Annotated in this window: 26 protein-coding genes and 1 other RNA gene; 17 read left to right on the top strand and 10 right to left on the bottom strand. The window is 53.3% G+C overall.

From position 1 onward, the window contains the following. Positions 1-23: 23 nt before the first annotated feature. From AAC086_RS19215 to AAC086_RS19185, 7 genes are all read right to left on the bottom strand, one after another. On the bottom strand, positions 24-542 hold the full coding sequence (locus AAC086_RS19215) for a hypothetical protein (RefSeq protein WP_339781148.1): 519 nt from the start codon (positions 540-542) through the stop codon (positions 24-26). Then, positions 532-1,266: a hypothetical protein gene (locus AAC086_RS19210; RefSeq protein WP_339781146.1), complete on the bottom strand. Its 735-nt coding sequence runs from the start codon at positions 1,264-1,266 to the stop codon at positions 532-534. Before AAC086_RS19210 ends, AAC086_RS19215 begins: the two co-directional genes overlap by 11 nt. Before the next feature lie 61 nt (positions 1,267-1,327). Further along, positions 1,328-1,915, bottom strand: a complete 588-nt coding sequence (locus tag AAC086_RS19205) for a sigma-70 family RNA polymerase sigma factor (RefSeq protein WP_339781144.1) — start codon at positions 1,913-1,915, stop codon at positions 1,328-1,330. Between the two features lie 31 nt (positions 1,916-1,946). Then, the gene (locus AAC086_RS19200; protein WP_339781142.1) at positions 1,947-2,450 is read right to left on the bottom strand and encodes a flagellar protein FliS; all 504 of its coding nucleotides are present in this window, start codon (positions 2,448-2,450) and stop codon (positions 1,947-1,949) included. Then, positions 2,437-4,125: a flagellar filament capping protein FliD gene (fliD, locus tag AAC086_RS19195; protein WP_339781141.1), complete on the bottom strand. Its 1,689-nt coding sequence runs from the start codon at positions 4,123-4,125 to the stop codon at positions 2,437-2,439. Before fliD ends, AAC086_RS19200 begins: the two co-directional genes overlap by 14 nt. Positions 4,126-4,208: 83 nt before the next feature. Beyond that, positions 4,209-5,027 (bottom strand): flagellin, encoded by an 819-nt coding sequence (locus AAC086_RS19190; protein ID WP_339781140.1) that lies wholly within the window; start codon positions 5,025-5,027, stop codon positions 4,209-4,211. A gap of 194 nt (positions 5,028-5,221) precedes the next feature. Continuing rightward, positions 5,222-6,922: an EAL domain-containing protein gene (locus AAC086_RS19185; RefSeq protein WP_339781138.1), complete on the bottom strand. Its 1,701-nt coding sequence runs from the start codon at positions 6,920-6,922 to the stop codon at positions 5,222-5,224. Between the two features lie 383 nt (positions 6,923-7,305). Between AAC086_RS19185 and AAC086_RS19180 the strand changes: the two genes are divergently transcribed. From AAC086_RS19180 to AAC086_RS19165, 4 genes are all read left to right on the top strand, one after another. Next, on the top strand, positions 7,306-8,013 hold the full coding sequence (locus tag AAC086_RS19180) for a pyrimidine 5'-nucleotidase (RefSeq protein ID WP_339781136.1): 708 nt from the start codon (positions 7,306-7,308) through the stop codon (positions 8,011-8,013). A gap of 175 nt (positions 8,014-8,188) precedes the next feature. Next, positions 8,189-9,046 (top strand): 2,3,4,5-tetrahydropyridine-2,6-dicarboxylate N-succinyltransferase, encoded by an 858-nt coding sequence (gene dapD / locus AAC086_RS19175; RefSeq protein ID WP_339781134.1) that lies wholly within the window; start codon positions 8,189-8,191, stop codon positions 9,044-9,046. 110 nt (positions 9,047-9,156) lie between these two features. After that, positions 9,157-10,299, top strand: a complete 1,143-nt coding sequence (gene dapE / locus AAC086_RS19170) for a succinyl-diaminopimelate desuccinylase (RefSeq protein ID WP_339781132.1) — start codon at positions 9,157-9,159, stop codon at positions 10,297-10,299. A gap of 119 nt (positions 10,300-10,418) precedes the next feature. Next, positions 10,419-11,543 (top strand): 2OG-Fe(II) oxygenase, encoded by a 1,125-nt coding sequence (locus AAC086_RS19165; RefSeq protein WP_339781130.1) that lies wholly within the window; start codon positions 10,419-10,421, stop codon positions 11,541-11,543. Between the two features lie 66 nt (positions 11,544-11,609). On the opposite strand, the gene AAC086_RS19160 is transcribed toward AAC086_RS19165, so the two are convergent. Then, entirely contained in the window at positions 11,610-12,218 is a 609-nt protein-coding gene (locus AAC086_RS19160) for a glutathione S-transferase family protein (RefSeq protein ID WP_339781128.1), read from the bottom strand. A 184-nt stretch (positions 12,219-12,402) separates the two neighbouring features. Between AAC086_RS19160 and AAC086_RS19155 the strand changes: the two genes are divergently transcribed. Both AAC086_RS19155 and AAC086_RS19150 read left to right on the top strand, forming a co-directional pair. Continuing rightward, positions 12,403-13,311 (top strand): LysR family transcriptional regulator, encoded by a 909-nt coding sequence (locus AAC086_RS19155; RefSeq protein WP_339781126.1) that lies wholly within the window; start codon positions 12,403-12,405, stop codon positions 13,309-13,311. Beyond that, positions 13,308-13,724, top strand: coding sequence for a DUF1636 domain-containing protein (locus tag AAC086_RS19150; protein WP_339781125.1), 417 nt, complete (start codon positions 13,308-13,310; stop codon positions 13,722-13,724). The genes AAC086_RS19155 and AAC086_RS19150 overlap by 4 nt, the downstream gene beginning before the upstream one ends. 37 nt (positions 13,725-13,761) lie before the next feature. On the opposite strand, the gene AAC086_RS19145 is transcribed toward AAC086_RS19150, so the two are convergent. Together AAC086_RS19145 and nudC are read right to left on the bottom strand one after the other, a co-directional pair. After that, positions 13,762-14,538, bottom strand: coding sequence for a hypothetical protein (locus AAC086_RS19145; protein ID WP_339781124.1), 777 nt, complete (start codon positions 14,536-14,538; stop codon positions 13,762-13,764). 51 nt (positions 14,539-14,589) lie between these two features. Continuing rightward, on the bottom strand, positions 14,590-15,525 hold the full coding sequence (gene nudC, locus AAC086_RS19140; protein ID WP_339781122.1) for an NAD(+) diphosphatase: 936 nt from the start codon (positions 15,523-15,525) through the stop codon (positions 14,590-14,592). Positions 15,526-15,696: 171 nt separating this feature from the next. Between nudC and ffs the strand changes: the two genes are divergently transcribed. From ffs to AAC086_RS19085, 11 genes are all read left to right on the top strand, one after another. After that, an RNA gene (ffs, locus tag AAC086_RS19135) (signal recognition particle sRNA small type) lies at positions 15,697-15,791 on the top strand. A gap of 208 nt (positions 15,792-15,999) precedes the next feature. Further along, entirely contained in the window at positions 16,000-16,437 is a 438-nt protein-coding gene (locus AAC086_RS19130; RefSeq protein WP_339781120.1) for a hypothetical protein, read from the top strand. A gap of 16 nt (positions 16,438-16,453) precedes the next feature. After that, positions 16,454-17,011, top strand: coding sequence for a hypothetical protein (locus AAC086_RS19125; RefSeq protein WP_339781119.1), 558 nt, complete (start codon positions 16,454-16,456; stop codon positions 17,009-17,011). 235 nt (positions 17,012-17,246) lie between these two features. Further along, entirely contained in the window at positions 17,247-19,049 is a 1,803-nt protein-coding gene (locus tag AAC086_RS19120; protein ID WP_339781117.1) for a DNA polymerase III subunit gamma/tau, read from the top strand. Continuing rightward, complete coding sequence (locus AAC086_RS19115; protein ID WP_339781115.1) at positions 19,046-19,369, top strand: YbaB/EbfC family nucleoid-associated protein; 324 nt, start codon at positions 19,046-19,048, stop codon at positions 19,367-19,369. The genes AAC086_RS19120 and AAC086_RS19115 overlap by 4 nt, the downstream gene beginning before the upstream one ends. Positions 19,370-19,489: 120 nt before the next feature. Continuing rightward, a complete protein-coding gene (gene recR, locus AAC086_RS19110; protein WP_339781113.1) occupies positions 19,490-20,077 on the top strand; it encodes a recombination mediator RecR in 588 nt (195 codons plus the stop codon). 374 nt (positions 20,078-20,451) lie between these two features. Then, a complete protein-coding gene (locus AAC086_RS19105) occupies positions 20,452-21,180 on the top strand; it encodes a Crp/Fnr family transcriptional regulator (RefSeq protein ID WP_339781111.1) in 729 nt (242 codons plus the stop codon). Beyond that, a complete protein-coding gene (locus tag AAC086_RS19100; RefSeq protein ID WP_339781109.1) occupies positions 21,164-22,552 on the top strand; it encodes an adenylate/guanylate cyclase domain-containing protein in 1,389 nt (462 codons plus the stop codon). The genes AAC086_RS19105 and AAC086_RS19100 overlap by 17 nt, the downstream gene beginning before the upstream one ends. A 142-nt stretch (positions 22,553-22,694) precedes the next feature. After that, a complete protein-coding gene (locus tag AAC086_RS19095; protein WP_339781107.1) occupies positions 22,695-23,183 on the top strand; it encodes a flagellar assembly protein FliW in 489 nt (162 codons plus the stop codon). A 283-nt stretch (positions 23,184-23,466) separates the two neighbouring features. Continuing rightward, positions 23,467-24,936 carry a DUF4139 domain-containing protein gene (locus AAC086_RS19090; protein WP_339781105.1) on the top strand — a complete coding sequence of 490 codons (1,470 nt, stop codon included), beginning with the start codon at positions 23,467-23,469 and terminating at the stop codon, positions 24,934-24,936. Between the two features lie 271 nt (positions 24,937-25,207). Continuing rightward, on the top strand, positions 25,208-25,783 hold the full coding sequence (locus AAC086_RS19085) for a hypothetical protein (protein ID WP_339781103.1): 576 nt from the start codon (positions 25,208-25,210) through the stop codon (positions 25,781-25,783). Positions 25,784-25,796: the final 13 nt, after the last annotated feature.

Below are 25,796 nucleotides of genomic sequence, written 5' to 3'. Positions count from 1 at the left end.
TTCAAAGTCTTTATCTTACAAAATTACGGCCTGGGAGGCTGCCCGGCAGGTGCTCCCTGTGGCGACAATGGCGGCGTATTGATCGCCAGCTGATAGCGGTCATCAGGCGACAGACGAATAGCCATGCGCGCCATATGATCAAGAACTGTTGTAATCTCGCTGCTAACCGTTTGCGCAAACGTCTGAAAGGCATCGTTGATTTCGCTGTCTGCAGGATGTTCTTTTAACAGCACCTTGGCCATGTGCTTGAACAGACCCGGTTCACGGTTCTTTGCTATCACGTCCATAACCGGGCCCATTTCCTCATCAAAAACGATTTTCCCCTGTGGCGACAGGCTGTCACGCAGGCGGGTCATCATCCGCATGGGCGGCGGCCCTGGCGGACGATCGTCAAAGGCAGGTGCTTCGCGTTCAAATGTCAGAACAGAGCCATTCCCCGCAAAATAGTTACCCGCCAGTGCCCCAACGATAAACAGGTTAAGGGCCATTGATGCCATAAGAAACTTGGCGGTTGTCGTCGGCTTGCGACGGTCATTTAACATTTGGTTTTTCCTCGGCAGCATCCCGCCCGGTGTTGTCACCAGTTATGTTATTATCCGGAAGTGCCAGATCGTAAAGATGCCGATCCACGATCTGGGCAACAGGGATTTCGTCAGCCTCGGCCATGTTGGAAAGGCCCTGACGCGCGGTAAAAGTCACCCCGAACACGAACCCGAAAATCATACATAACAACATTCCCGCGGCAGAAATAACATACGCGCGCGAAACACTTGCTGTCCCCGATATGATATTCGAGCGCGCAGAACGCGCATTTCCGCGATCAGTCATGGCAACAGGACCATCACCTGTTACACCAAGATGATTGACCGGCGCTTTGCGCGGCGAGCCGGATGGCACATGGCGACGCGCTTTTTCGGCGGGGCCATGTTCGGATAACGGTGCCATATAATCTGAATCCGGGTCCGCAGCGGCATTATGTTGCCCGCGCGCGTCTGGTGCCAGATCATCGTTATCGGTGTTGTTGTCACGAAGGTTGTTTTCGGCAGCTTCGATAGCGCCAAAAATATCGTCAATTGCTTTGTGCCGTCCCATGGGCAATGGATCGGCGACAAAATCATCTTCCAGGGCGTGCAAATGCCGAATCAGTTCGGCTGCTTCGTCATTCTGTGCAACGAACCTGTTGCCTTCCTGGCGAAACGGCTCTGGCCAGAACGAAATGTCCCAGCCATGTTGATCCAGCAAGCTTTCAAATTCGCTGATATTCACTGATCACCGCTTTTTTCATAGGACGAACCTACCTGTTCGAACATTTCAACAACAATAGCACCTACAGGATATTCTTCAATTCTTCCCGTAACCGCTTTCGCGCCCTTTTTAGCAAAGATTCCATTGCATTGACCGATATGCCAACGATTTCGGCGGCCTCCGCATTGGAAAGTTCGCGATCATAAAACAAGTTGATGGCAATTTGTTGTTGATCAGACAATTTTTTAACCGCCGCCCGCAACCGGACGAAATCCTGATGCTGGGCCAGTTTTTCCACCGGTGACATTGCGCCATCAGGGGTTTCTTCGATCTCGACATTCTCCACCGGGCGCGGGCGACGTTTAAAATCAATCACCCGGTTAACTGCAACCCGATAAAGCCAGGTCTTGAACTTTGCCCCATCGGCACGCCATTTTTCCCGATGCAGCCAGACGCGGACAAAAACATCCTGCGCGACATCCTCACAATCCCCGGAGGACAGCCCCATACGCCGGGCAATCCCCTGGATTGGGCGATAATACCTTTCAACCAGCACACGATATGAAGCCTTGTCACCGGCGACAACTCGCTCAACCAATGCCTCATCACTCAGCGACGATAACGCGACACTTTGTGATGCCGCCTCGCGGACATGGCTTGCTGTTGTCATATTCTGGCTAAGGCCTACGCTCAACGATGCCTCACAAAACCTGATTGAACCGGGATTTTTCCGGCGATTGCGCTGAACTGGCCGTTTCCGTATTGCCCAAAGCTACCTGATTCCATTGCCGCGCCATAGCTTCAAGATGACGATCAACAAAAGAATATCGCGTTTCCTGAGGGATATTGCGACCAACACGTGTCAGAACACGCAACATACGCGTATAAAACGCCATCAAATCGCGTGAAAGCTCCGGCGCTTCATTCGGTGCGACCACCGCGCGCAAGCCTCGCAACTTTCCGACAACAATTGAACGCTCCTGAGTCTCTTCATCAAAATGCCCGTCAGCACGATGCTTGGCAGCTTGACGTAAATGCTGTCGCACACGCGTAATTGCCAGAACCATCATGGTCACAGGCGAGGTCGTGCGCAATGCATTGTTATACAAGCTGCTGGCGCCCACAAACTGGCTTAATGCCGGGCGCTGTGGCGGCACGTTACGGGTTCTGGATTTGTTTTTCAGCTTCATTTTAGTCATCATCATTTCCCCAAAGGGCCTCTAGCTGGTCGCGCAATAATTCCAACTGGTACATTTTCGTTTCGAGAACGGAATAACGGTCAATCAGTTTGGCCGCGTAATCTTCGGCATCCTGGGTGATGTCGGAAACTTCATCTTCAAGGTCGTCGGTCTGCTGTTCCAGCCGGTCGATCCGGTCGCTTAAAAAGCCATCCGTTGCGTTGGTATAGGTATCGATGCTGTTTTTCAGGCCATAAGCCAGACCAGGCGTAATGGTGACATCAACAGACTGGCTTTCGCTGCCGCCGAAATACAGCGTCACCCCTTCATAAATCGAGCCTTCAGCCCCGGTAACCTTATTCCCGTCCACCGTAAACAAACTGTCATCCCCCCCAACATCAGCCGATGACAGTTTACCATCTGCATCAACCGTCAGATTGACCGTAAAACTGCCGCTGAAGCCGCCATCAGCACCGTAAACCAGCAAATCATCCGAACTGCTGTCGGTTTGCAGGGAAAAAAGCGTGGAAACCGTGTCAAAATCCGAAACAAGGGCACTTTCCAGCGTCTCGCTGTCGATCACCAGATAGTTGCTGTCATCATAGGAAATACCGATCGATGACAGGGACTGATACAAGCTGGAATCACTGCGAAATCCAAGCGCGTCATAGACATCGCGCGCGGCCGAGGACAGCAGGTTGTCCCCAAACAGCACCGCATCGTCATCAGCCCCGGTACCGGCGGTATAGGCCTGATTGCTTAAAACGAAACTTCTGAAATCGTTATAAGCGTCGACAAAGGCCTCGATCGCGTCGTAGGCAGAACTGGCATCGTCCTCGACTTCAAGGGTAATTTTAGTGCCTTCCTCAGCATCATACAGATACAGCGTTACACCGCTGATCACGTCGTCAACGGTATTGCTGCTCCGGGTAACTTCAACCCCGTCAACTTTAAAAATGGCCGGCTGTGCAGAAATCAGTTCGTTGCTATAACTGCCATCATCACCGACCAGCCCCAGGGCCTGGGCAACAGATGTATCCGCGCCATCGGTGGAAAAATTGATTTCCTGGCCGGTATCGTTTGCCGACAAAACCAGCATAAACTGAGTATCGGAAATTTGCAGCACCGAGGCGGAAACACCGCTGGTCGATTTTTGCTTGTTGATTTCATCGGCAATGTCCTCAAGGGACATATCGGCATCAACGCTGATATCAACGCTGTCGCCATCGCCCAATGCCAAACTTAAATTACCCGCAACACCAGCAGCATCGCTGGCACTTGTGACCACATCCCCCGCAATTTTGTGAGCCGTGGCAATCTGGGTGACCTCAAGCTCGTACGTGCCTGTCGTTGCCGCATCATCAACCAGCACGCCAACAACGTCGCTTGCGGTTACGGAGCTGTCCGATGACGACAAATAAGCAGTTTTGCTAACCCACACATCGTCACGGGTACTGGTCAGTTCGGCGTCTGCCGTCAGGTTTTCGGCGGCATCTTCCAAAGCAGTCAGTAAATCCTGCAACTCGTCATATGCAGCAATCTGAAGGTCAATATCATCGATTTTGGCATCAACAACATCGGCCTTTGCCATTTTTGCATCATAAGCGTCCTGCACAAGGGATGCCGTATCAATATCGGTCAATCCAGATGTGTAAGAAGACGATATATAGCTTGACGATGTGGCAGAATTAACGGTCGACATACCCGGTTTCCTTGGCAACGCGCATGGAAAATAACCGCGACATCAGGACCGCGCCCAAAGGCGCGATCCTGTCATGTCAAAGCCTACTGCATCAAACGGCTAAGCTTTTCGAGGTTCGAATTTGAAACAGACAACGCCTGAATGGCAGAGTCCAACTTCACACCCAACTCGGTTTGCTCAGCACTGAGTTCGGCAACATCAGCATCCATATAGACGCCCATTGCGGATTCCAGATTTGTCGAAGCCGTATCGATAACGTCAGCGGCAAAATCGAACCGTGATTCAAGCGCACCAATTTCTGCCCGACCCGAAGAAACCGTCTGAATATCGGCATCAAGGGCGGTCAGGGCTGCGGTGGCATTGGTGGCATCGGTAAGGCTTGTACCAACCAGGGTCAAAGCACTGAAATCCGTCGACAAGGTCACCTGAATGGTGGCGTTGGCATCAGATGAATCCGCCGAAACCAGAAAGCCTTCGTCATAGGCACCATCAAGCAACTGGGTATCGAAATAGGTGGTCGATGCCACAGTCGAGGAAATCTGGTTAATCAGATCCTGATATTCTGTGTCGAGATACCCGCGTTCGGTATCGGTAACCGAGCCAGAAGACGCTTCTGATGCCAGTTCGTACATCCGTTCAAGAATGTCCGAAATGGCGGACAAACCGCCGTCGGCCGTTTCAAGAATGGAATTGGCAACTTCAGCATTGTCGCCAGCCTGTTCCCACGACGCATAGTCAACCGACATGGCGGTATAAACAGCAAGACCCGATGCATCATCCGACGCCGAGTTAATGCTTTTGCCGCTCGACATTGCGGTCAGGACCGACGACATTTCGTCGTTGGTCTTGTTCAGGTTTGATACCGCCAGTGTGGCCGACATATTGGTGTTAATACTGGGCATGACCCTGTCTCCTATATGGATATTGTGGATTTGACATACCTGCCAACCGGCCGGAATGCCGACCGGTACAGATATCCACGCGGGAGACAGGGAAAACTGGCGCAGTTTTTTTTCAAAAAAAAGGGCGCCCCGTTCTCAGGGGCGCCATTAGCACGTCAAAGCGGCATTAAACTGCCGTTTCAAGCCGGTCATTTTTATATCTGTTTTTTGCGTCCACGCCGCGAACGCAGTTTGCGCCAATAGCTGGTAATGTCTTTTTCCGGCTTGCCAAACAAATAACCCTGGGCGAAATCAAAGCCTGCCTTCGTGACCAGGTCGCGCATTTCGTCGGTTTCAATCATCTCGGCCACCACTTCGACACCAAGCTGATGGCACAGCCCGACCAACGAGCGTAAAAATGCCCGGCCTTTCTGGTTTTTTAACGACTGATGGATCGACGGACCATCGATCTTGACGTAATCAACTTCCAGTGCGCTGAGATAATTGAAATTTGCTGCCCCGGTACCAAAATCGTCGAGGCAAATTTCAACCCCGTATTGCCGAAACCGCGACAACCATATATCCGCATGTTCAAGGTCGGTAATTTCGGCAGTTTCGGTAATTTCGATCATTAATTGCGGCAGCGATTCCTTGCTGCGTTCAAACAAGGCAATGACAGATCGACAAAAATCAGGATTGGCCAAACTTTGCCCGGAAACATTAACGGCCACACGGGCATCAATGCCTTCCTCAAGCTGCTGTCTGATCCATTTCAAAGTACGGCGTATCATTGCCAGATCCAGCCGGTGGATCATATTGACCTGTTCGGCAAACATGATCAGCTGGTCAGTGGGGATCAACTCGCCATCTTCGCGATAGAACCGCACTAAAACTTCAAAATGGTGAATTTCAGCTGATGGCAACCGCACGATCGGCTGATAAACCGCATCAAATTCAAGCCGGTCAACCCGCTGCCCAAAATCGCGCATCGCGCCAAAGGTATCATTGACCAGGTTGGGCATATGCCCGGTCAGCCGCGAGAAGGTAAAGTTATGTTCCTGTTTATCGCAAAAACGACGGATAGAATATAAAACACCGCGTGCCAAATCACCCGGCGGCATGGCATGGGCGGTAAAATCGGTTTCCGATGTGCGCACAATAATGCCTTTACCCTGCGGGTCGGCATCCATGGCACATTCGGCAATGCGCTGTTGCAGATCGCCAATGCGAACTTCGGGATTATGCAACATGCCAAACTGGCTGGCATTCAGGCGCCCTGCCGTATCCCCGCCGATAGAATGGGCGCGAAAAAACGACCCGATGGTCGCCAGCATTTCGTCACGGGCCACATGCTCCATGCGCTCACACAGGGGTTCAAAAGCATTCAGGGTAAACAGAGAAAATTTCTGATTCTGGCCGGTTTCGCGTTGCGCCATCAAGCGTTCCGTCACTACCCGCGACAGGCTTTCTTCATCAAGAAGGCCGGTCGGGCCATCGCGTTTAATGGATTGCAAAACATCATGGGGCAACGAATTGACGGTCACCCGCAAGGCAACAAAAAAATGCCCGCCCAGATCAGGCAAAAAATAACCGGTCATGGATACGGGCGGACTGATCCGTTCGTCGGGGCGCGTAAAGCGTACCAGAACATTGTCCATCCTGCCGCGACGACGCGCGACATGCAGCATCTCGCTGACCAGAGGCCGAAAATTACTGGACAGCAAATCGACAAAGCGAATGCCTTCAATCTGCCCGTTACTTAGCCCCAATATGCCTTCTGATGCACCTGACGCAAAAACGATCTCGAACGCCTCGTCAAGTTCCAGCAACAGATCTCCCCACACAAACGCCAGCGCGGCAAAACGGTTACGTTCATTGCGCAAAGACGATGCGTGTTTTTTAAGGCCTTTATTCAATTGCCCCTCGCATGCCTAAAAGGCACTGTCATTTCGATCAATCCTCGGAAACATTGCATTTCCATGGTAGCCTCCGTCATGATGGTCATCGCATTGCAGCAAGCGTTTACCCCCTGACCATCATTCTTACAATTAAAACCGCCTTTAAGCCAATTTGTCGAATTTTATCTGCATCCGGCGATCAAGAACCTTAATTTATTCGATTATGCAGACATCAATTTGCCCTGCAACCCGTCATTTCGAGGCATCATGCCGCCGGTCGCAGATTTCGATATTGAGTCTTCATCATCGCGCCAAGTCGCGATATGTATGTTTTAATAGTGTTGCCTGTGCATCTGATGATGTGCCGCCAGGCTGTTTGCCCCAATCACGGAATGCATTTGATGACCAAAGCTGTCTTGCCAATTGATCCTGCCGCGTTGCCGATTGTCACCGAAGAAAACGTTTTGATCTTTGACCTCGACAACACACTTTACCCCTCAAGTTGCGACCTGTTTTCCCAGGTTTCAACGCTGATCGGACAATATGTCAGCGATTCTCTTGGCCTGCCGCCCGAAGAAGCATTCCGAATCCAGAAATCCTATTTCCATCGCTATGGCACCACCCTGCGTGGCCTGATGCTGGAACATAAAATCGACCCGGCCGATTATCTGCATAAAGTGCACGACATTGACCTGTCAGTTGTGGCACCGGCACCGGTTCTGTCCAACGCACTGATGGCCCTGCCCTGCCGAAAGGTTATTTTCACAAATGCATCACGCGGCCACGCCGAACGTGTGATGGCGCGTCTGGGCATTGCGGATCATTTTGAAACCATCTTTGATATTGTTGATGCCGACTATATCCCCAAGCCGGAAAAATTGCCCTATGACCGTTTGCTGTCGCGGGATGGCATCAGCCCCAAAAACGCCATCTATTTTGAAGACATGGCCAAAAACCTGTTACCGGCCAAGGATATGGGAATGACGACCGTTTGGGTTCACAGTGATTCCGATTGGGCGCATGAAGGCCGCGACGACCCGCGTATCGACCACGAAACCGATAATCTGCCGGTATTTCTGGAAATGCTGGTGGCAAAAGCCGCCCGCTGATCAGGCGATATAAACACTATCGCCACAATTATTTAGCTTTCCTGCAATGCGCCAGGAACGATTGAAAGATATAATCAGTCAAAATACACAGACAGGCACAGTTGACTTGACGACCCGCATTGCCCATTCTCCGCCGCGAAGAAAAAAACCAGCCACACCGCAAGGACGACCATAGATGGACAAGATGGAACTTGAAGGCGTGATCAATGTCGCTTGGGAAAACCGCGACCAGATCACCTCGGCCACCAAGGGCGAAATCCGCAAAGCTGTTGAACAGACCCTGATCGCACTTGATAGCGGGACGTTGCGCGTGGCTGAAAAATCACCCGAAAAGAACGACGGTCAGTGGACCGTGAACCAGTGGGCGAAAAAGGCGGTTCTGCTGTCTTTCCGCCTCAACGACATGGCCACCATTCCCGGCGGCCCCGGTGAAAACACCAACTGGTGGGACAAAGTTCCGTCGAAATTTGCCGGTTGGGGTGATGAAGAATTTAAAAAGGCCGGTTTCCGTGCCGTTCCGGGCAGCATTGTGCGCCGCTCGGCCTATATCGCACCGGGCACGGTTTTGATGCCCAGCTTTGTCAATCTGGGTGCCTATGTTGACACCGGCGTGATGGTTGACACCTGGGCCACCGTTGGCTCCTGTGCCCAGATCGGCAAAAACGTGCATCTTTCAGGCGGTGCCGGTATTGGCGGCGTGCTTGAACCGCTGCAGGCAGGCCCGGTCATTATCGAAGACAACGCCTTTATCGGTGCGCGTTCGGAAATTGTCGAAGGTGTGATCGTTGAAGAAGGTGCCGTCATTTCGATGGGCGTTTTCATTGGTGCCTCGACCAAGATCATTGACCGCGAAACCGGCGAAATCTTTATCGGTCGTGTTCCGGCCTATTCGGTTGTGGTTCCGGGATCTATTCCGGGCAAACCGCTGCCCAATGGCAAACCTGGCCCCAGCCTGTATTGCGCGGTAATCATTAAACGGGTCGATGAAAAAACCCGCTCAAAAACCTCGATCAACGAATTGCTGCGCGATTGATCGCTGTCAGCCTGTGATGTGATTGACTATAAGGGACGAAAGCGCAGATCGCGTTTTCGTCCCTTCCCTATATGTGCCCCGTGTTTGTCCCCCGCAAAAGAGATTGCTCAATGTCCTCCGCCGCCCTGACCCTTGCCCAGTCGCTCATCCGTTGCCCGTCTGTCACCCCGCTTGATGCCGGGGCGCTGGATGTTTTGCAAACTGCCCTTGAAACGCGCGGGTTCGAGGTCAAACGCAAAATATTTGAAGAAAACGGCACAGAGAGCATCGATAACCTCTATGCCCGGCGGGGAAGCAAAGGCCGCAATTTTTGCTTTGCGGGCCATACCGATGTCGTCCCGGCTGGCGACGAAACCGCCTGGACCGTTGCGCCATTTGGCGGTGAGGTGATTAACGGTCGGCTGTTTGGCCGTGGTGCGGTTGACATGAAAACAGGTATTGCCTGTTTTGTCGGTGCCCTGGACCGTTTTTTAAGCGCCAACCCCGATTTTGACGAAAGCATCAGCCTGCTGATCACCGGCGATGAAGAAGCCGATGCAATAAATGGCACTGTCAAACTTTTGGAATGGTGCGATGCCCATGGCGAAAAATTTGATGCCTGCCTGCTGGGCGAACCAACCAATCCCAAATATCTGGGCCAGATGATGAAGGTAGGCCGTCGCGGCTCCATCACGGGCTGGGTCACGGTTTACGGCGCGCAAGGGCATGTGGCCTATCCCGACCTGGCCGATAACCCGGTGCCGCGCATGATCCGCGTGCTGGATGCCCTGACATCGCGCGTGCTGGATACCGGCACCGATCATTTCCAGCCCAGCAATCTGGAAGTCACCACGATTGATGCCAACAACCCGGCCACCAACATTGTCCCGGCCAAAATCAGTGCCGCGTTTAACATTCGGTTCAATGATGTTCATCAGGGATTTGAGCTGGAAAAATGGATCCGCGATACCTGTGCCGAACATGCCGGGGCGCATGACGTAAAGGTTAGAATATCGGGCGAAGCCTTTTTGTCCGAACCGGGAAAACTGGCCGGGCTGATTGCCGATGCCTCGGAAAAAATCACCGGTCATCGCCCGGAAATGTCGACCACGGGGGGCACATCCGATGCCCGCTTTATCCACAAATATTGCGAAGTGGTGGAATTTGGCCTGGTCGGGCAAAGCATGCACAAGGTTGATGAACATGCCATGGTCGAGGATATCGACAATCTGGTTTTGATCTATGATGAATTGCTGAACCGTTTTTTCGACTGATACCTGCAACTTGCCAATAATGCGCGAACACCGCTATGATCAGGTGCTTCGCGCATTTTTCCTGCGGCGCAGTGTATCATCCCTTCTGTTCCGCCTGTTTTTGCCGGATTTCCAAAACCATGAAAAAACCAGCCGCTGCTTCTGCGACCAAGGCCAGCCCGCAGCCCGTTCGTGCCTGCACCAAAGGCGACCCGGTACCCCGTATTGCCCTGCCCAACCTTGACGGCACAGCAGTTGACCTGACAGATCAGCGTATCGCCGGGGACAGTCTGGTTTTATGGGTTGGCCCGGATCTTCCGACCCTGGATGATTTCAAGGTTGCCAGCGGCTTTGCCGCACAAATGTCGCACACCCATATTCGGCTTTACCTGGTCGTTCCTGGCACGAAAGCAACATTGAATGACGCCTTTCTGGCCGAAATTCCCGATTTTGTAACCGTGCTGTTTGATCCTGAAAACCGCCTGATGCCGGTTTTTGACATCACCACAACCAGCTTTATCGCCATTCGGCCCGATGGGCGGTTGGGCGGTGTGTTTTCGTCAAAAACACCGATGAACGGCTTTGAAATGGCCATGGCCTATTGCCAGGCACATCACGACATTGTTCCCGTTAGCGTTATTCATCGTCAGGCCCCGGTTCTGGTGGTCGATGACGTTTTAGAACCCGCCTTATGTGATCAATTGCTGGATTATTGGCGCACGGGTGACAAACAGGCCAATGGTGTTTCGATCAGCAATAAAAGCAACCAAAGCGGCGATACCGCAATCAAAGTTCGCAATGATGTGGTGTTACTTGATGAAAAGCTGTTTACCGAGGTTAAAAACCGCATCGTCAAACGGGTATTGCCCGAAATTTTCAAGGCATTCCAGTTTCAGACCGCCAGTATGGAAGCCCTGCGCATTGGCAATTACCACAGCAATGACAAAGGTTTTTTTGCCCGCCACCGCGATAATAAAACAACCTTTACCGCCCACCGCCGTTTTGCCGTTTCGCTTAACCTCAACCCCATCACCTATGAAGGCGGGCAGGTAAACTTCCCCGAATACGGCCAGGCGTTATATGCCCCGTCGCAAGGTGGCGCACTGATTTTTTCCTGCTCGCTTTTGCACGAAGCCATGCCGGTGACCAAAGGGGAACGTTTTGGCATTTTCACCTTTTTAACCGACTCCGCCGGTGCCCGCCATGAACAGGAAATGATGGCCAAACATCGCGGTACGGTGCAACCGTTGAACATGAAAAAATAATCGACCGCAAATACCAGCAAGCCGGGAATGCGATATTCCCGGCTTGTTCATTTATGGTTTCTGCACTTACGGCTTCCAGGTAATGGGAACGTAATCGGGCAGGGCGGCAAAACGGGCAAGCCAGCGGCCAATCCCCGGATATACGCTCATATCAAGGCCCCCTTCATCGGCTACATGGGTATAGGCATAAAGGGCGATGTCAGCGATGGAGCATTGATCTCCCACCAGCCAGTCATGGTCGGCAAGGCGGCTTTCCATAATAGCCAGCGCATTTTTCGCCCCGGCCTGCTTGATGGGCAACAACGCCTTGCCGTAATCGGGCATGCCTTTCACGCTAAACCAGGCGCGCAAAACTGCGACATTGGGTTCGTGTTCATATTGTTCAAAAAACAGCCACTGGGTCACCGCGGCCCGTTGCCATTTATCGGTGGGCAGCCACGATGTGCCGTCAGCTAGAAAAAGCAAAACCGAATTGCTTTCAACCAGCACATGGCCATCGTCAAATTCCAGGGCCGGAATACGCCCGACCGGGTTAATCTTGCTTAGAAAATCATCATTTCGGGTTTCGCCCTTGGTAATATCATATTCGGTCAGGGAAAATTCCTGGCCCAAAAACCGCAACAGCAACCGAATTTTATACCCGTTACCCGATGGCAGAAAATCGTGCAAAATCATCGTTTCGTTCCTGAATTTCTGTTTGGTTGGCATCATCGGGCCGGCCCCGCTGCCCTATCTTTGCCAAGCGCGCGTGCGCAAACAATCGAATAGTTTTGATGATATTATTCAATTTCATTGATGATTATTTCTGACCAATTTCAGATAGTGTTGTGTAAAACGCCCCGACAGTCAGGACACACCCATGGATGCCGACCTTTTGCGCAGTTTTGTTTCCTTTGCCGAATGCGGCAGTTTTAACCGCGCGGCAGACCGCGTAGGCAGAACACCATCGGCCTTTTCCATGCAAATGAAACGGCTGGAAGAAACGGTGGGGCAAAAACTGTTTAGCCGCGAGGGACGCAATGTCACGCTAACCAATGACGGCATTACATTGGTGGGCTATGCCCGGCGTATTTTGTCATTGCAGGACGAAGCACGCGAAAGTATCCGGGGTGAAACCGTATCACGCCCGGTTCGTATCGGTTGCCCCGATGATTATGCGGAAAAAATCCTGCCGGTTATTTTGCGCGCCATCCGCGATGTACATCGCGGCGTGCAGTTTTTCATCTCGATCAACCCGACCATCATTTTGCGCCGGATGCTGGATCAAGGCGAACTGGATTTAACCCTTATCAGTCGGTCGGAAAAAGGCGAAGAAGGGTACTTTCTGCGCCGCGAGGCCGGTGTCTGGGCAACATCACCACAGCATCAACAGCATCTTAACACCCCGTTGCCCCTGGTGTTACCGGCCGAAGATTGCAAATTTCACGCCTGGGCGATTGATGCCATTTCAAAATCGGGCCGGGCCTTTCAATTGCTGGCAACCACCCGCCAGGCCGCATCGCTGTTGCATCTGGTGCGCGACGGACTGGGTGTGGCAGCACTGGCCGCGATCACGGTCAATGACAGCTTGCAAATTCTGGACCATCGCGACGGGTTTCCGCCCCTGCCTGCGGTTGGCATTGCCTTGCTGATCAACGAAGCCGCCCACCCGTTGGTCAACCGTCAGCTTGCAAGCCACATCCAACTTCGTGTAAGTGACGCGTTTGAAACTGCCAAAACCCGGTTGCCCGACAGCATGACCCCCAACCCGGATATATCAGCACAATGACAGCGACGACGACCGCCAAGGCCCGCCTCAATATTTGCGTCACCTGTCGCGCCAGCAGCACCGCTGCCAGCCAGAACAGCGACACGCCCCCCGCCCCGGCAGCGGAACGCGATGGCAAGGTGCTGTATGACGCCTTGTCGCATGAAATGGCGACCCGTGCAGACCCGGTAGCGTTCGAAATTGTCCCGGTTGAATGCCTGAGCAATTGTAAATCGGGGTGCTCGGTGGCGCTAAGTGCAGCGGGGAAATGGGGCTATGTTTATGGCAATTTGTCGATTAACGATCATAGCGCCGACATTTTAAAACTCGCCGAGGCCTATGCCAACAGTGACGATGGCATCATTCCCTGGCGTGAACGCCCCGAAACCGTCAGACGCAACGTTATTGCCCGCATTCCCCCGATTGGCAATTAACACCCGTTTTACCGGAATGACACCGATAGCCGGTCTTTCAGGGCAAAATGCCCCGATGCCAGCGTGACCAGTTCGGCGCAATGGCGTTTTCCGCCCGTAACAAATCCAGATAACTGTTGTAGCGTTCAACACTGACTGGCGACCGATTCGACAGAACCGAAGACAATTGATAGCTATTGTCGGCTTGGGGTCCGATTTCAATCCGCGATGCAATATCTGGCACATGTTCAAATTGCTGCGATACAAACCCGGCTGACAAAATACCGATTTCCGCATCGCCGCGTATTACAGCTTCCATGACCTCGGACTCGTTATAGAGCAACGAAATATCAAGCAACCGGGTCAGTTGTTTGGGATCATCGCGGAAATCGACAAATTTGTAATGAAAGCCCAACACCCCGGCGATAGAACGTTCCAGAACACGGCTAAAATAGGCTGGTCCTGGCACATGATCACGGCGGGCCACCAGAATGTCGCTTTCCCGGACAATCGGGGTCGAAAATTCCACATTGCGCCCGGCCCAGTGCCATTCCGGGTTTTCAAGTATCATCATATCGACCTGACCGGTCGCAATATCCAGATATCGACGGCGGGAGGATGTTTCGACGGCCACAAATTGATAGTCGCCCTGAACCCCGTTCAGACGTTTAATCAGTTCATGGGCAAACCCGGTTTGCACACCCTGATGGTAAAAATGCACGACGCTATATTCATAAACCCCGACCATGACATCGGTTCTATGCTGTGCCACAGCCGGGTTTGTCGCACAAACCACGGCTAAAAACCCAAATAGTCGCCACATCATTCTGTTCATCTTTCCCCCACACAAAGTCAGTTCAGCTTCAATACCTGACTATATTTGGGGTCAGATAAAACCATTACGACCCTGCGTCCAGTTTTCCAGCAAATAACGCGCAATCGAAATTTCACGCGGCAATTTAATGCCCCGGCTCGCCAGATCATGCACCTCGTTGCGCGGCACCCACATGGCATATTCAATTTCGTTATGATCAATTTTAATGTCGGTATTCTCGGCCTCGCAAACAAAACCCAACATTAACGACCCCGGAAACGGCCAGGGCTGGGATGCAATATAGCGCGGCGTTTTGGTGCGCAGGCCCACTTCTTCATAGACTTCACGTTGAACGGCCTGCTCCAGCGTTTCGCCAGGCTCAACAAAGCCCGCCAGCACAGAGACCATATCGGGCAGAAATTGCGGCGACCGCGCCAGCAATACATGGTCATCATGATGCACCAGCATAATTACCGCCGGGTCCGTGCGCGGGAAATGCGCCGTGCCACAGGCCGCATTGGAACATTGCAAACGATAGCCCGCCTCGGCGACATGATTAGGGTGGCCACATACCCCGCAAAACCGGTGCCGCGCCTGCCATAAAAACAGGGCGCGCGCCTGTGCGGCAAGGGCGGCTTCTTCGTGGGGCAGAGCTGCCATCCGGGTGCGCATATCGCCAAAGGCACCGTTAAGCGCAATCGCGGCCACATCACGGTCAGACTCAAGCGGCGATATATCAAGGGCCAGCACCGGCCCGCGGGCATGACGGCCAAGATAGGCCCAATTTGCCGCCTCGTGATCAAAATCAAGCTGCAAAAGCCGGGCGGCGTCGAACATAACAATCTCGTGCGCGCCGCTTTCCTCGGGCTGGGAAAATAACGGATCACCGCCATGACACACTAAAATACGCACATCGGATTCGCGCAAAACCTGCTGACGCCACCGCGACGAGCTGCGAATTTCCGCGTCGCGATCAAGCCCGACAGACGCATAAAACAGCTGTTCCATTTCCTACCTGCAAATAATGGCTCCCGCAGCCCTTGCTGCGCATCAGCCGTAAATAAAATTTTGCGCGAGATTAGACCGCCAACCCCGCTCAGGCAAAGGCCGAACATAGACTTTGTAAAAATTCCCAATCGGCCCTTGCGTTTTTAAACGCCCTGCGCGATATAGGGGGCGAGAGGCTGGTCGTGGACGGACCGCTCGCCAACCCGGTCAGGACCGGAAGGTAGCAGCCGTAACGAGTTTTTCCGGGTCGCGGTCCAGTCTCTCACCCTTTTCCCACATATTTTCGACCTTTATGCTGATCATTGATCAGCCTGTTTGCATGTCTGTGCGCATAAATGCCTGGAAATACCCGCAACGGAAGCCTTCCCGTGTTACGGGCATAACTTTTCCGAAAATATGCAAGGAAGGACAAAAATGCGGCACGAATACATCGCCCGCTTTTGTCCTCACGCGCATAGCAACAGGAGAAACAATATGCCGCATTTTAAAGCACATTTTCCAGGTTCTTGCCTGCTCGCACTTGCCTTTATGGCAACCCCGGCTTTGGCCGATGTTGGTATTTATCGGGGCGTTGATGCCAACGCCAAAAGTGGACAGGCAAGTCTTGCCCGCGGCCAGTTCAGGTTTAACCCGGACCTTTCAACATTCAATGATCCGGCACTGGCCCCGGTGCAAAAAGCTTGCAATTATCGCTTTACTGTAGTGCTACAGGGTGTTCCGGCAGTCGGCGCTCACGGCCCGGTTCAAGGGCTGGCAGGTTATGTTGCAACCTTTGATAATAATCCTGCAGGTCATTGGGGCATTGCGCACCCCGCAGATGTCACTGCGGACCAGGCAAAACAGGCTGTCTCCGATTACGCAAAAGCCAATCGTGGTAATGTTCTGAACGGCACCCAAAACAACTGCAATTAATGGAAATCTGACCCCGATGACCATACGCCATCTCGCCTATCAGTTTGATCCCGATACTTTAAAACGCGAGATGGCGACCTTTTTTCGCCAGTCATTACCGGAACGTAACAAAGCGCTACAGCAAATACCGACCTCTCATACGGCACGAGAGATTATTGAGGCACTACGTGTCGACGAGGAGGTAACAGACCAAAACCTTGCCACCCCGTATGGTGCGTTTTTGGCATCTCTTTCATGTTTCAAAGTTCTACCAGGCCTGTCCGCCAAAGAAATCACACCGTTGCTTGACTGGTTGCACTTTCATAAAACCGGCCCGTCTCGGGCAGTACCAAATCCGGCACGCGGCAAGGAATTTGACAGCACAATATTTATTGATCTGCCCAAACCGCACATTGCCCCGGGCACCAATATCCCCGAGCAGGCCGGCATTTTATTGCCAAAAGACATCCTTGCCCTGCAAAAGTTTCTTGCGAAATCCCCGCCTTTGAGCCCCCCCACCCTGAATGCCACATTTGCGATGCTCAACAACATCTCGTCGGCAAAAAACGCATTGCTTCTGATCATAGATCAATAGCCATTCAAGCTGTTTTGACGTTGTTATACCAATAATGCGTCAGCAATCCTGGCAACCATATCGCTTTCAACCATCATGAACCCTATATTGCAGGCAGAAACCGACTGATATAATTGCCGATTGTTGCAAATGCGGCGTCAATGCATATCTGGCCTTTGCCCGTGGCGCCCGATGCTGCTAAAACACAATCGCGCACCATGACATGCGCGCACCACAAACATGCCGGACCGGATGAATGACGGATCAGACCCAGACCGCCAGCCCAGATACGCCCAAAAGCGAATATCAGGTACTGGCCCGCAAATATCGGCCAAAATCGTTCGACGAGTTGATCGGGCACGGGCCGATGGTCAAAACCCTTTCCAATGCATTGGAAAGCGGACGGCTGGCCCATGCCTTTATTCTGACCGGGGTGCGCGGCATTGGTAAAACCACCACCGCACGTATCATTGCCCGCGCCCTTAACTGCATTGGGCCGGACGGCACTGGCGGGCCGACCATTGCGCCCTGTGGCGTATGCCAGCATTGCCGCGCCATTGCCGAAGACCGCGATGTTGATGTCATGGAAATGGACGCCGCATCGCGCACCGGTGTGGATGATATTCGCGAACTGATCGAAGGTGTGCGCTATCGTCCCACATCGGCACGTTATAAAATCTACATCATCGACGAAGTGCACATGCTGTCGAAAAGTGCGTTTAACGCGCTTTTGAAAACGCTGGAAGAACCGCCAGAGCATGTGAAATTCATTTTCGCCACCACCGAAATTCGCAAAATTCCCATCACGGTCCTGTCGCGGTGCCAGCGGTTTGATTTGCGCCGGGTGCAGACCGACGAACTGGTCGCCCATTACCGGCGCATCGCCGGGCTTGAACATGCCGGGATCGAAGACGAAGCCCTGGCCCTGATCGCACGCGCCGCAGATGGATCGGTGCGTGACGGCATGAGCCTGCTGGATCAGGCGATTTCGCATGGTGCTGGCACGGTCACGACCCAACAGGTCCGCGACATGCTGGGTCTGTCGGATCGGTCGCGCATTTTCGATTTGTTTGATTTGACCATGAAGGGTGAAATCAACGAAGCCCTGGAATTGCTCGGCGCGCAATATGCCCTGGGCGGCGACCCGGCGGTGATGTTGCAAGATTTGCTGGACCTGACCCACTGGCTAACCCGCGTTAAACTGGCCCCTGATGCAGCAAATGCGCCGGGCGTTTCGCAAATTGAACGCGAACGCGGTCGCGAAATTGCCGTTAAACTGGCGATGCCGCAATTAACCCGTGCATGGCAAATGCTGCTTAAGGGGTTGGAAGAAACCAAAATTGCGCCTTCGCCGATCCAGGCCGCCGAAATGATTTTGATCCGCCTGGCCTATGCTGCGGAAATGCCATCGCCGGGCGATTTGATTAAAAAGCTGAAATCGGGCCTGAATGGCCCGGCCGCAGGCAACAATGGCCCGGCAGGCGGCGGCAATGGCGGCGGTGGCGGACCCCGTATGCAGGTTGTTCATGGGGGCGGTAATGCCGCACGGGCCATTTCCCGTCAACACGCCCCGGCACCACAACAGGCTGACCAGCCTGTTTATGCCACCATGCCCGAAAGCCTTGAAGAAGTGGTTGCCCTGCTGTCAGCCGATCGGGAAACCACCGGCCTTGCCATTCAGGTTAAAAACTATCTTCATCTGGTGAAGTTTGAAAAAGGTCGGATTGATTTTCGTCCGGCACGCGGGGCAAATGCCGATTTATCGAGCCAACTGATCAAGGCCTTGAACGGCCTGACCGGGCAGCGCTGGATCGTATCGGTTTCCGAACGCGAGCAGGGTGCCGCCACCCTGAAAGAACAGGAACTTGAAGAACTTGAACAGCGCAAGGCGGATGCATCACTTGATCCGCTGGTGAAAGCTGTTCTTGAGGGGTTTCCATCGTCGAAAATCGTTGCGGTGCATTTACCGGTGGATACCACCCCGGAACTGGCCGAAGGCGACGACAGTGGGTCGGTTTATGATGATGCGTTTTATCTCGAAGGAGACGACGAGCTATGAAGAACCTTGCAGGGATGATGAAACAAGCCCAGCAGATGCAGTCCAAAATGCAGGAAATGCAGGAAAAACTGGTTGCGCTGGAAGTTGAAGGCCAGTCCGGTGCCGGTATGGTCAAGGTCATGCTGAATGGCAAAGGCGAAATGCGCGGCCTGAGCCTGGATAAAAGCATTGTCGATCCCGAAGACATCGAAGTCCTCGAAGATCTGATCGTGGCGGCCTATAACGACGCCAAGGTCAAGGTTGAAGCCACAGTTTCGGAAAAGATGAAAGAAGTAACCGGCGGCATGAACCTGCCCGAGGGCTTCAAGCTGCCGTTTTAAAAACAGGCCGATATCGGTGCGTTTTACGCCCCGGTAACGACGCGATATAAGGGCGGCATTGCGCCGCCCTTTATTTTTGTGCCAGAAATGACAGATCGCCATCTGTGATACAGGAACATCATGACCGGACGGGAAATAGACAATCTGATCAAACTATTGGCACGCTTGCCCGGCCTTGGGCCGCGCTCGGCCCGGCGTGCGGTTTTACAGATGTTGAAAAAACCCGAAACCCTGATGATGCCCCTGGCCCAGGCCCTTGAAGAAACCGCGCGCGCCATGACCAATTGCAGTGTTTGCGGCAATGTCGATGTGACCGACCCGTGCCATATCTGCGCCAGCCATAACCGCCAGCGCGAAATGATTTGTGTGGTCGAGGAAGTCCAGGATTTATGGGCCCTGGAACGCGGATCGTCATTTAAGGGGCTGTATCACGTTTTAGGTGGCACCTTATCCCCGCTTGATGGCATTGGCCCCGAAGATTTGCGCATTGACCAACTGGTATCGCGGGTTGTCGACACCCCCGCTACCGAGGTTATTTTGGCCACCAACCTGACGGTCGACGGGCAAACCACCGCGCATTACATTACCGAACGTTTGTTGGAAACCGGGGTTAAAGTGACCCGGCTGGCGCATGGCGTACCGGTTGGCGGCGAGCTGGACTATCTTGATGATGGCACCCTGACGGCCGCTTTGCGCGCGCGCAGTTAGAGTATGTTTCCTTTAAAGTATATTTCCTTTAATTAAGGGAAACATACTCTAAAAAAAACCGGCCCCATCTGCGAACAGAGAGGCCGGAAAAGCAAGATTGATAACATTGAGCTTACCGGACCTGCATTTGGCCCTGTTACATCTCGGGGAAAATGCAACAGGCCGCAAAAATCCGGTTCGGCGGCAACCCGGGGAGACCAGTTACCGCCAAAAGACACCAAGTATCCGGGTGAATATCACGCAAAAAACACACTTTTTTTAACAAGCCTTGGAAAGACCGGGCAAAAGGCTTGCCGCTTATGTACCTTTTCGTGATACGTTGGAACTTCGGTAGTCTCCGATCCTTACGTTACGCCTTCTCCCCTGAGGACGCAGTGAACAGTTTCACAACACCACCACAGTTTGCAAAAGTCGCCTCGCGCATCCTGGCAGGCAGTTTTTTATTCGAAGACCTTGATCCGGCCCTGCTGGAGCAATTGTCAGAATCCGCCACCATCAAACGGTTGGTGGATGGCGATTTATTGTTTGAAAAAGGTGATCCTGCCGACGGCCTTTATGCCGTTGAAGCAGGCAAAATCCGCATCTCCAGCCTGTCAGGTTCAGGCAAGGAAATTGTCTTGAACGTGCTGGCACCCGGTGCTGTTTTTGGCGAAATCGCCTTGTTAGACAGCGAACCACGCACGGCAAGTGCACGTGCGGTTGGCCCGACCCGGCTTTTGTATATTTCGCGTGATAATTTCTTTGAAATTTTCGACCGCGAAACCGAATTGCGCCGCCACATCACCGCCCTTCTGTGCCGTCGGCTCCGCTGGGTCAGCGCGTTGCTTGAAGATGCCAATTTCCTGGATCTGACAGCCCGCCTGATCAAGCGGTTGTTATGGCTGGCGGAACGGCATGGCGGCCCCGACCCGGAAGGCATTCGTATTGCCTTGCCATTATCACAACAGGAACTTGGCTATATGCTGGGCGTCACCCGCGAGGCTGTAAACAAAAAGCTGCGCGAACTGGAAAAGGCTGGCCTTATCACACGGCGCGATGGCCGTCTGGTCATTCGTGACAAGGATGGGCTGGCTGAATTACTGGCCGATGCAAGCAAGTCCTGACAAACCCACGCTGTTTGACCGCCTTGTTGATCGCGAGGAACGGCGGGGGCTTTTTGTCGTCGCGTTTTTGCGCATCGCCATGCTGGCCTTCATCCTGTTGCTGTTTAGCAAATCCAACACCCCCACCGGCGAGCTTTACTCGCTGCTGGAGGTGTTGACGTGGTTTATCCCCGGCGTTGCCGTTCAGATATTTGTCGCCTATCGCGGGCATAACTGGCGCTGGCTGCTCTATGTTCTGGCCGTCGCCGATGCCTTGCTGATTGTGTATGTTTCGGTCGTACCCGACCCGCGCCACCCGCTACTCGACCACGAAGCATGGGTTTACAGCTTTGTTGCGCGTGATCGCGGCATTGTCTTTTCCATGATCATGATGGCGCTGGTTATTCTAACCTTTTCGCCCCGTCTGATTTTGTGGTTCGGCCTGTGGCTGTTCAATGCCTGGGTGCTGGGCATTGTCTGGCTGGTCAACCGACCCGGCATTTTGATTTCACAGCATTTTGGCGATCAATGGCGCCCTGGGGAAAACGGCCAGGTGCCCCTTTATAACAGGCCGGAATATCTTGATGTTTCGGCCCTGGCCGAACAGGTGGTGATTGTTGTTGTCTTTACGCTGGCCTGCGCGGTGATGGTGGCACGGCTGCGCATTCTGATCCGCCAGTTTGCGGCGGCCGAGCGCGCGCACGGCAATCTGGCGCGCTATTTTCCTGCCGCCCTGGCCGACCAGTTGGCCGAACGCGACGAGCCGATCCGCATTGGCGAACGGCGCGAATGTGTGGTGCTGTTTGCCGATATTATCGGTTTTTCCAGCTTTGCCGAAAACCGCGACCCGCAGGATGTGATGCGGCTGCTAAACCGTTTTCATGGCACCATGACCACACAGGTCGCCTCCTATGGCGGGATTGTCGAAAAATATATTGGCGATGCCATGATGGCCAGCTTTGGCGCCTTTGATGCCATGTCCTGCCCCACGGCCAACGCCCTGTCTGCGGCACAGGCCATGATCGAACATATCCGCGACTGGCACGCACAGGACCCGGCCGATAGCACCCTGCCCCTGCGCATTGGTGTGGGTTTGCATTATGGTCCTGCTGTTGTTGGCGATATTGGCGAGGGCGAATCGGTAACACCGGCAGTTATTGGCGCAACGGTCAATCTGGCGAGCAGGCTGGAACGTGCTACCCGCACCCTTGATGCCGAGATTGTCATGAGCGAAGATTTCGCCTGCCAACTGGAAAAAGAACTGCCCACTGCCGGGCAAACATTTCTAAATGCCCTGCCAAGCCGCGATACCATTCGGGTCAAAGGGTTTTCAGCCCCGATCCCGATACGGTTTCAATCCCGCAACCGTCTAAAGCCCGTCGTCGCGATATAAGATCCAACACCACAGCCGATACCAAACTGCATTTTTATTTTTCTGAAATTGATCTGGTCGCTTTACCTGCACGCCTGGCGGGCCAATATAAGACTCAATAGCTGGCACTAAAGGACAGTTCAATACGGCATCGGAGCGAGACATGTTAGAGAATTTCATCCGCGAAGAACTTGACGAAAACAATATTCCGCAGACGATCACGATCTCGACCCTGATGGGAGATCGCGAGTTCCGCTGGGACAAGGCCATTTATATGCCGGCCGGTCTTAGCGGTTTTTCTGACAATAACGTATTTGCCCTGGCCAATTTCCCCAACGAAATCACCAGTTCGTTCAAATTACTGCAATGCCTGACCGATCCGGAACTGGCCTTTATTATTGCCCCCTACAACCCCGAGAGCAACCTGATTGCGCCTGAAGATATCGATCCGATTGCCGCAACACACGGGATTGCGACCCAGGACCTTGCCATCGTGCTGATCATTACCCTGCAAAAGCCCGACGGCAAAGATACCGTAGAAATGACCGTTAATTTGCGCGCCCCGATCCTGATCGACACCGCACGACAGACGGCATTTCAGGTTCGGCTGAATAAACCGCAATACGATTTCCGCCATCCTTTAACGGCCTAAACAACTTTATCAGATCATCAAGGCTGCCCCCGGCACCAAACCCGGTAGCCTTGCTACCGCTCCGGGAGAATCCAATTCAGGGTTCTCCCTTTTTATTATATTTTGCATTTCACACTTTGACGGCATCAGTCATAATTGCGCTAACCATTTCAAAAACTTGTTACTGGTCTTCTGGCAAAATAAACGGTGTTTTCCTTTTTGATGCCATCTTTGCCCGTCAGACTGCCCGTTATTGAAACACATATAGGCCCAATCGGCTGTCACACGTCAAAAGGACCCTTTCATGGCATCAGAAATGCGCAACCGCCTTGTTCTTGCAACCATCCTGGGCGCAACCCTGTTTGGGGCGCCGGATTTGTCCGTTTCCGATGCACAGGCCGCCGAGGCTGCCGAAAATGCGGAAACCTCTGTTGTGCTGGTGGCATCCGATCGCACCAAATTGCGCATGACGGTTTACCCCGGCAATCTGACCATGATCGCCGAGCAACGAAAGGCAACCCTGCCTGCTGGTCGCCAGACCCTGAAAATCATGGATTTGCCCCAAACCCTGATCGATGATTCGTTGCTGCTCGGGGCCGATAAAAACACCAACCTGCAACTGATCACCACCACCCAGCCCACCGCCCCGCGCGGCGGCTATGCCCTGTTGCAGCAGTTTGTTGGCAAGGACGTTAAAATCCGCCGCGATGATGACCTGATCAAGGCCACGCTGATTGCGCTTGATGGGCAGGCGCTGGTTAAAACCGATGATGGCATTGAATATGTGCCCACCCAAAACATCGTCATGCCTGCCCTGCCCGAAGATTACACCACCCGCCCCTCGCTGGATGCCACCGTTCGCACATCTGCGGCCACCGACCATGTATCGCTGGCCTATCTGATTGGCGGTATTAACTGGCAAACGGCCTATATCGGGCATTATGACAGCAAAACCGGCACGCTGGACCTGGGCGCACGCGCCCGCATTGTCAATAACAGTGGCGGCGACATTGAAAATGCCAACCTGCAACTGATTGCCGGTGACCCCAACCAGAATTCGCCCCGACCGGTGGCAAAAGCCATGCGCACCGAAATGCTGATGTCGGCCAGTGCCGATAGCATGGGCGGACAGGCCGACCGCAGCAAATTTGAAAACCTGCATGTTTATGGCCCCTATAACGGCCTGAACATGAAAGATGGCGATGCCGTCACCCTGCCCCTGCTTGATAACCGCCAGATCAAGGTCACACGTGAAATGGCCTTTTATGGCAACACATCAATTTATTACAGCGGCGATGGCACACGAGAGGATTTTATCCGACCGGAATTGCAATTGACCGTCGAAAACGATGGTGGCGCGGACAAACAAAGCCCGTGGCCCGCAGGACAAATTCGCATTTACGCCAATGATGCCGATGGCATTGCCACGTTTTTGGGCGAAGACCAGATCAACCTGACCCCGGCGGGCGAAAAGGCCCACCTGACACTGGGCCAAGCCAGCGACATTGTCGGCAGCCGCCATGTTGTTTCCTATGACCGCCAGGCACGTAAAAACCTGCCCGACGAAGTTGCCGCCACCCTGGAATGGACACTGAAAAACAGTGGTCCGCGCGATGAAACGGTAAGCGTTGAAGAAACATTGCCCGCCAACTGGAAAATCATCGACGAAAACAATCCGCACCAGAACCTGCAAGCAGGCCAGGTTAAATGGCAGATCACTTTGCCTGCGGGCAAGGAAACCACCCTGCGCTGGTCGGTGCACAGCGATGACTAAAACCTGATCGCTGCGATGCCAGTTTGTATCGCACCGGGACACCGAGAAAAATGGCGGACCTTGTGCCAAATGGTCCGCCATTTTCTGTAAGCGGTATCCTGTCGGCGCACCAATATCGCGCGCGCTCATCGTTACGGGTAAGGTCGTTCCTGTGAGTCAGATCATATTTCGCAGGCTGCCTCGTTCCAATCGGGTTCAAAACCCCCTATGTTGGATACACCCTTAAAAAACGCCACCCTGTTGGCCCAAACACCGGAAATCAGTCGCCACCATGACGATCGCCACAGAAACCCTGCGCGCCCTGTATGGCACATGGCGCATTGCCCACGGCGATGCGCGTGGCTTGGGCTATTTTACATTTACACTTAACGGCTTTTGGCGATCTTTCATCGCCGCTGTCATTGTTTTTCCGGCCTTCGCCCTGTTGCGCTGGCATGATCTGGGCAGTGCGCCCGATGATTTTCCCGTGGTGCGTTACCTCAGCATTGAAACCATCGCCTTTGTCATCAAATGGCTGGCCTTCCCCTTGGTAATGCATCACATCACCGCCATGCTGGAGCGCCAATCGCGCTATATTGCCTTTATCACGGTTTATAACTGGTCCAGCGTCTTGCAAATGGCGGTCTATTTGCTGGCCCTGTTGCTGGGTACCGCATTTCCGGGCCTGGGGGCGGGCGGGTTTGCCCTGCTTTCGGTCGTCGCGATGATGGTTTATGGCGGTTACATTGTGATGCTAACCTTGTCTGTGCCTCTGTTTAATGCTGTTGCCATTGTCATGCTCGATTTCCTGTTATCGCTAACGATCACGGTTATCGGCATTCGTCTGGCAATGCATCAATTGTTCTAAAGCATCCCGTCCA

It is taken from the genome of uncultured Thalassospira sp. (genome assembly GCF_963976115.1).
Classification (GTDB): Bacteria; Pseudomonadota; Alphaproteobacteria; order Rhodospirillales; family Thalassospiraceae; genus Thalassospira.
The sequence above is the reverse complement of the archived record's forward strand: the minus strand, read 5'-3'. Positions and strand labels throughout refer to the sequence as shown.

Bases quoted from the DNA above. Each gene is read 5' to 3' on its own strand.
- AAC086_RS19150 (WP_339781125.1), top strand. From the start codon at position 13,308: ATGACAGCGACGACGACCGCCAAGGCCCGCCTCAATATTTGCGTCACC.
- AAC086_RS19100 (WP_339781109.1), top strand. From the start codon at position 21,164: ATGCAAGCAAGTCCTGACAAACCCACGCTGTTTGACCGCCTTGTTGAT.
- AAC086_RS19180 (WP_339781136.1), top strand. From the start codon at position 7,306: ATGACCAAAGCTGTCTTGCCAATTGATCCTGCCGCGTTGCCGATTGTC.
- AAC086_RS19120 (WP_339781117.1), top strand. From the start codon at position 17,247: ATGACGGATCAGACCCAGACCGCCAGCCCAGATACGCCCAAAAGCGAA.
- nudC (WP_339781122.1), bottom strand. From the start codon at position 15,525: ATGGAACAGCTGTTTTATGCGTCTGTCGGGCTTGATCGCGACGCGGAA.
- AAC086_RS19125 (WP_339781119.1), top strand. From the start codon at position 16,454: ATGACCATACGCCATCTCGCCTATCAGTTTGATCCCGATACTTTAAAA.
- AAC086_RS19095 (WP_339781107.1), top strand. From the start codon at position 22,695: ATGTTAGAGAATTTCATCCGCGAAGAACTTGACGAAAACAATATTCCG.
- AAC086_RS19155 (WP_339781126.1), top strand. From the start codon at position 12,403: ATGGATGCCGACCTTTTGCGCAGTTTTGTTTCCTTTGCCGAATGCGGC.
- AAC086_RS19215 (WP_339781148.1), bottom strand. From the start codon at position 542: ATGTTAAATGACCGTCGCAAGCCGACGACAACCGCCAAGTTTCTTATG.
- AAC086_RS19190 (WP_339781140.1), bottom strand. From the start codon at position 5,027: ATGCCCAGTATTAACACCAATATGTCGGCCACACTGGCGGTATCAAAC.
- AAC086_RS19205 (WP_339781144.1), bottom strand. From the start codon at position 1,915: ATGACAACAGCAAGCCATGTCCGCGAGGCGGCATCACAAAGTGTCGCG.
- AAC086_RS19160 (WP_339781128.1), bottom strand. From the start codon at position 12,218: ATGATTTTGCACGATTTTCTGCCATCGGGTAACGGGTATAAAATTCGG.
- fliD (WP_339781141.1), bottom strand. From the start codon at position 4,125: ATGTCGACCGTTAATTCTGCCACATCGTCAAGCTATATATCGTCTTCT.
- dapE (WP_339781132.1), top strand. From the start codon at position 9,157: ATGTCCTCCGCCGCCCTGACCCTTGCCCAGTCGCTCATCCGTTGCCCG.
- AAC086_RS19090 (WP_339781105.1), top strand. From the start codon at position 23,467: ATGGCATCAGAAATGCGCAACCGCCTTGTTCTTGCAACCATCCTGGGC.
- AAC086_RS19115 (WP_339781115.1), top strand. From the start codon at position 19,046: ATGAAGAACCTTGCAGGGATGATGAAACAAGCCCAGCAGATGCAGTCC.
- AAC086_RS19200 (WP_339781142.1), bottom strand. From the start codon at position 2,450: ATGATGATGACTAAAATGAAGCTGAAAAACAAATCCAGAACCCGTAAC.
- dapD (WP_339781134.1), top strand. From the start codon at position 8,189: ATGGACAAGATGGAACTTGAAGGCGTGATCAATGTCGCTTGGGAAAAC.
- AAC086_RS19130 (WP_339781120.1), top strand. From the start codon at position 16,000: ATGCCGCATTTTAAAGCACATTTTCCAGGTTCTTGCCTGCTCGCACTT.
- recR (WP_339781113.1), top strand. From the start codon at position 19,490: ATGACCGGACGGGAAATAGACAATCTGATCAAACTATTGGCACGCTTG.
- AAC086_RS19145 (WP_339781124.1), bottom strand. From the start codon at position 14,538: ATGAACAGAATGATGTGGCGACTATTTGGGTTTTTAGCCGTGGTTTGT.
- AAC086_RS19165 (WP_339781130.1), top strand. From the start codon at position 10,419: ATGAAAAAACCAGCCGCTGCTTCTGCGACCAAGGCCAGCCCGCAGCCC.
- AAC086_RS19085 (WP_339781103.1), top strand. From the start codon at position 25,208: ATGACGATCGCCACAGAAACCCTGCGCGCCCTGTATGGCACATGGCGC.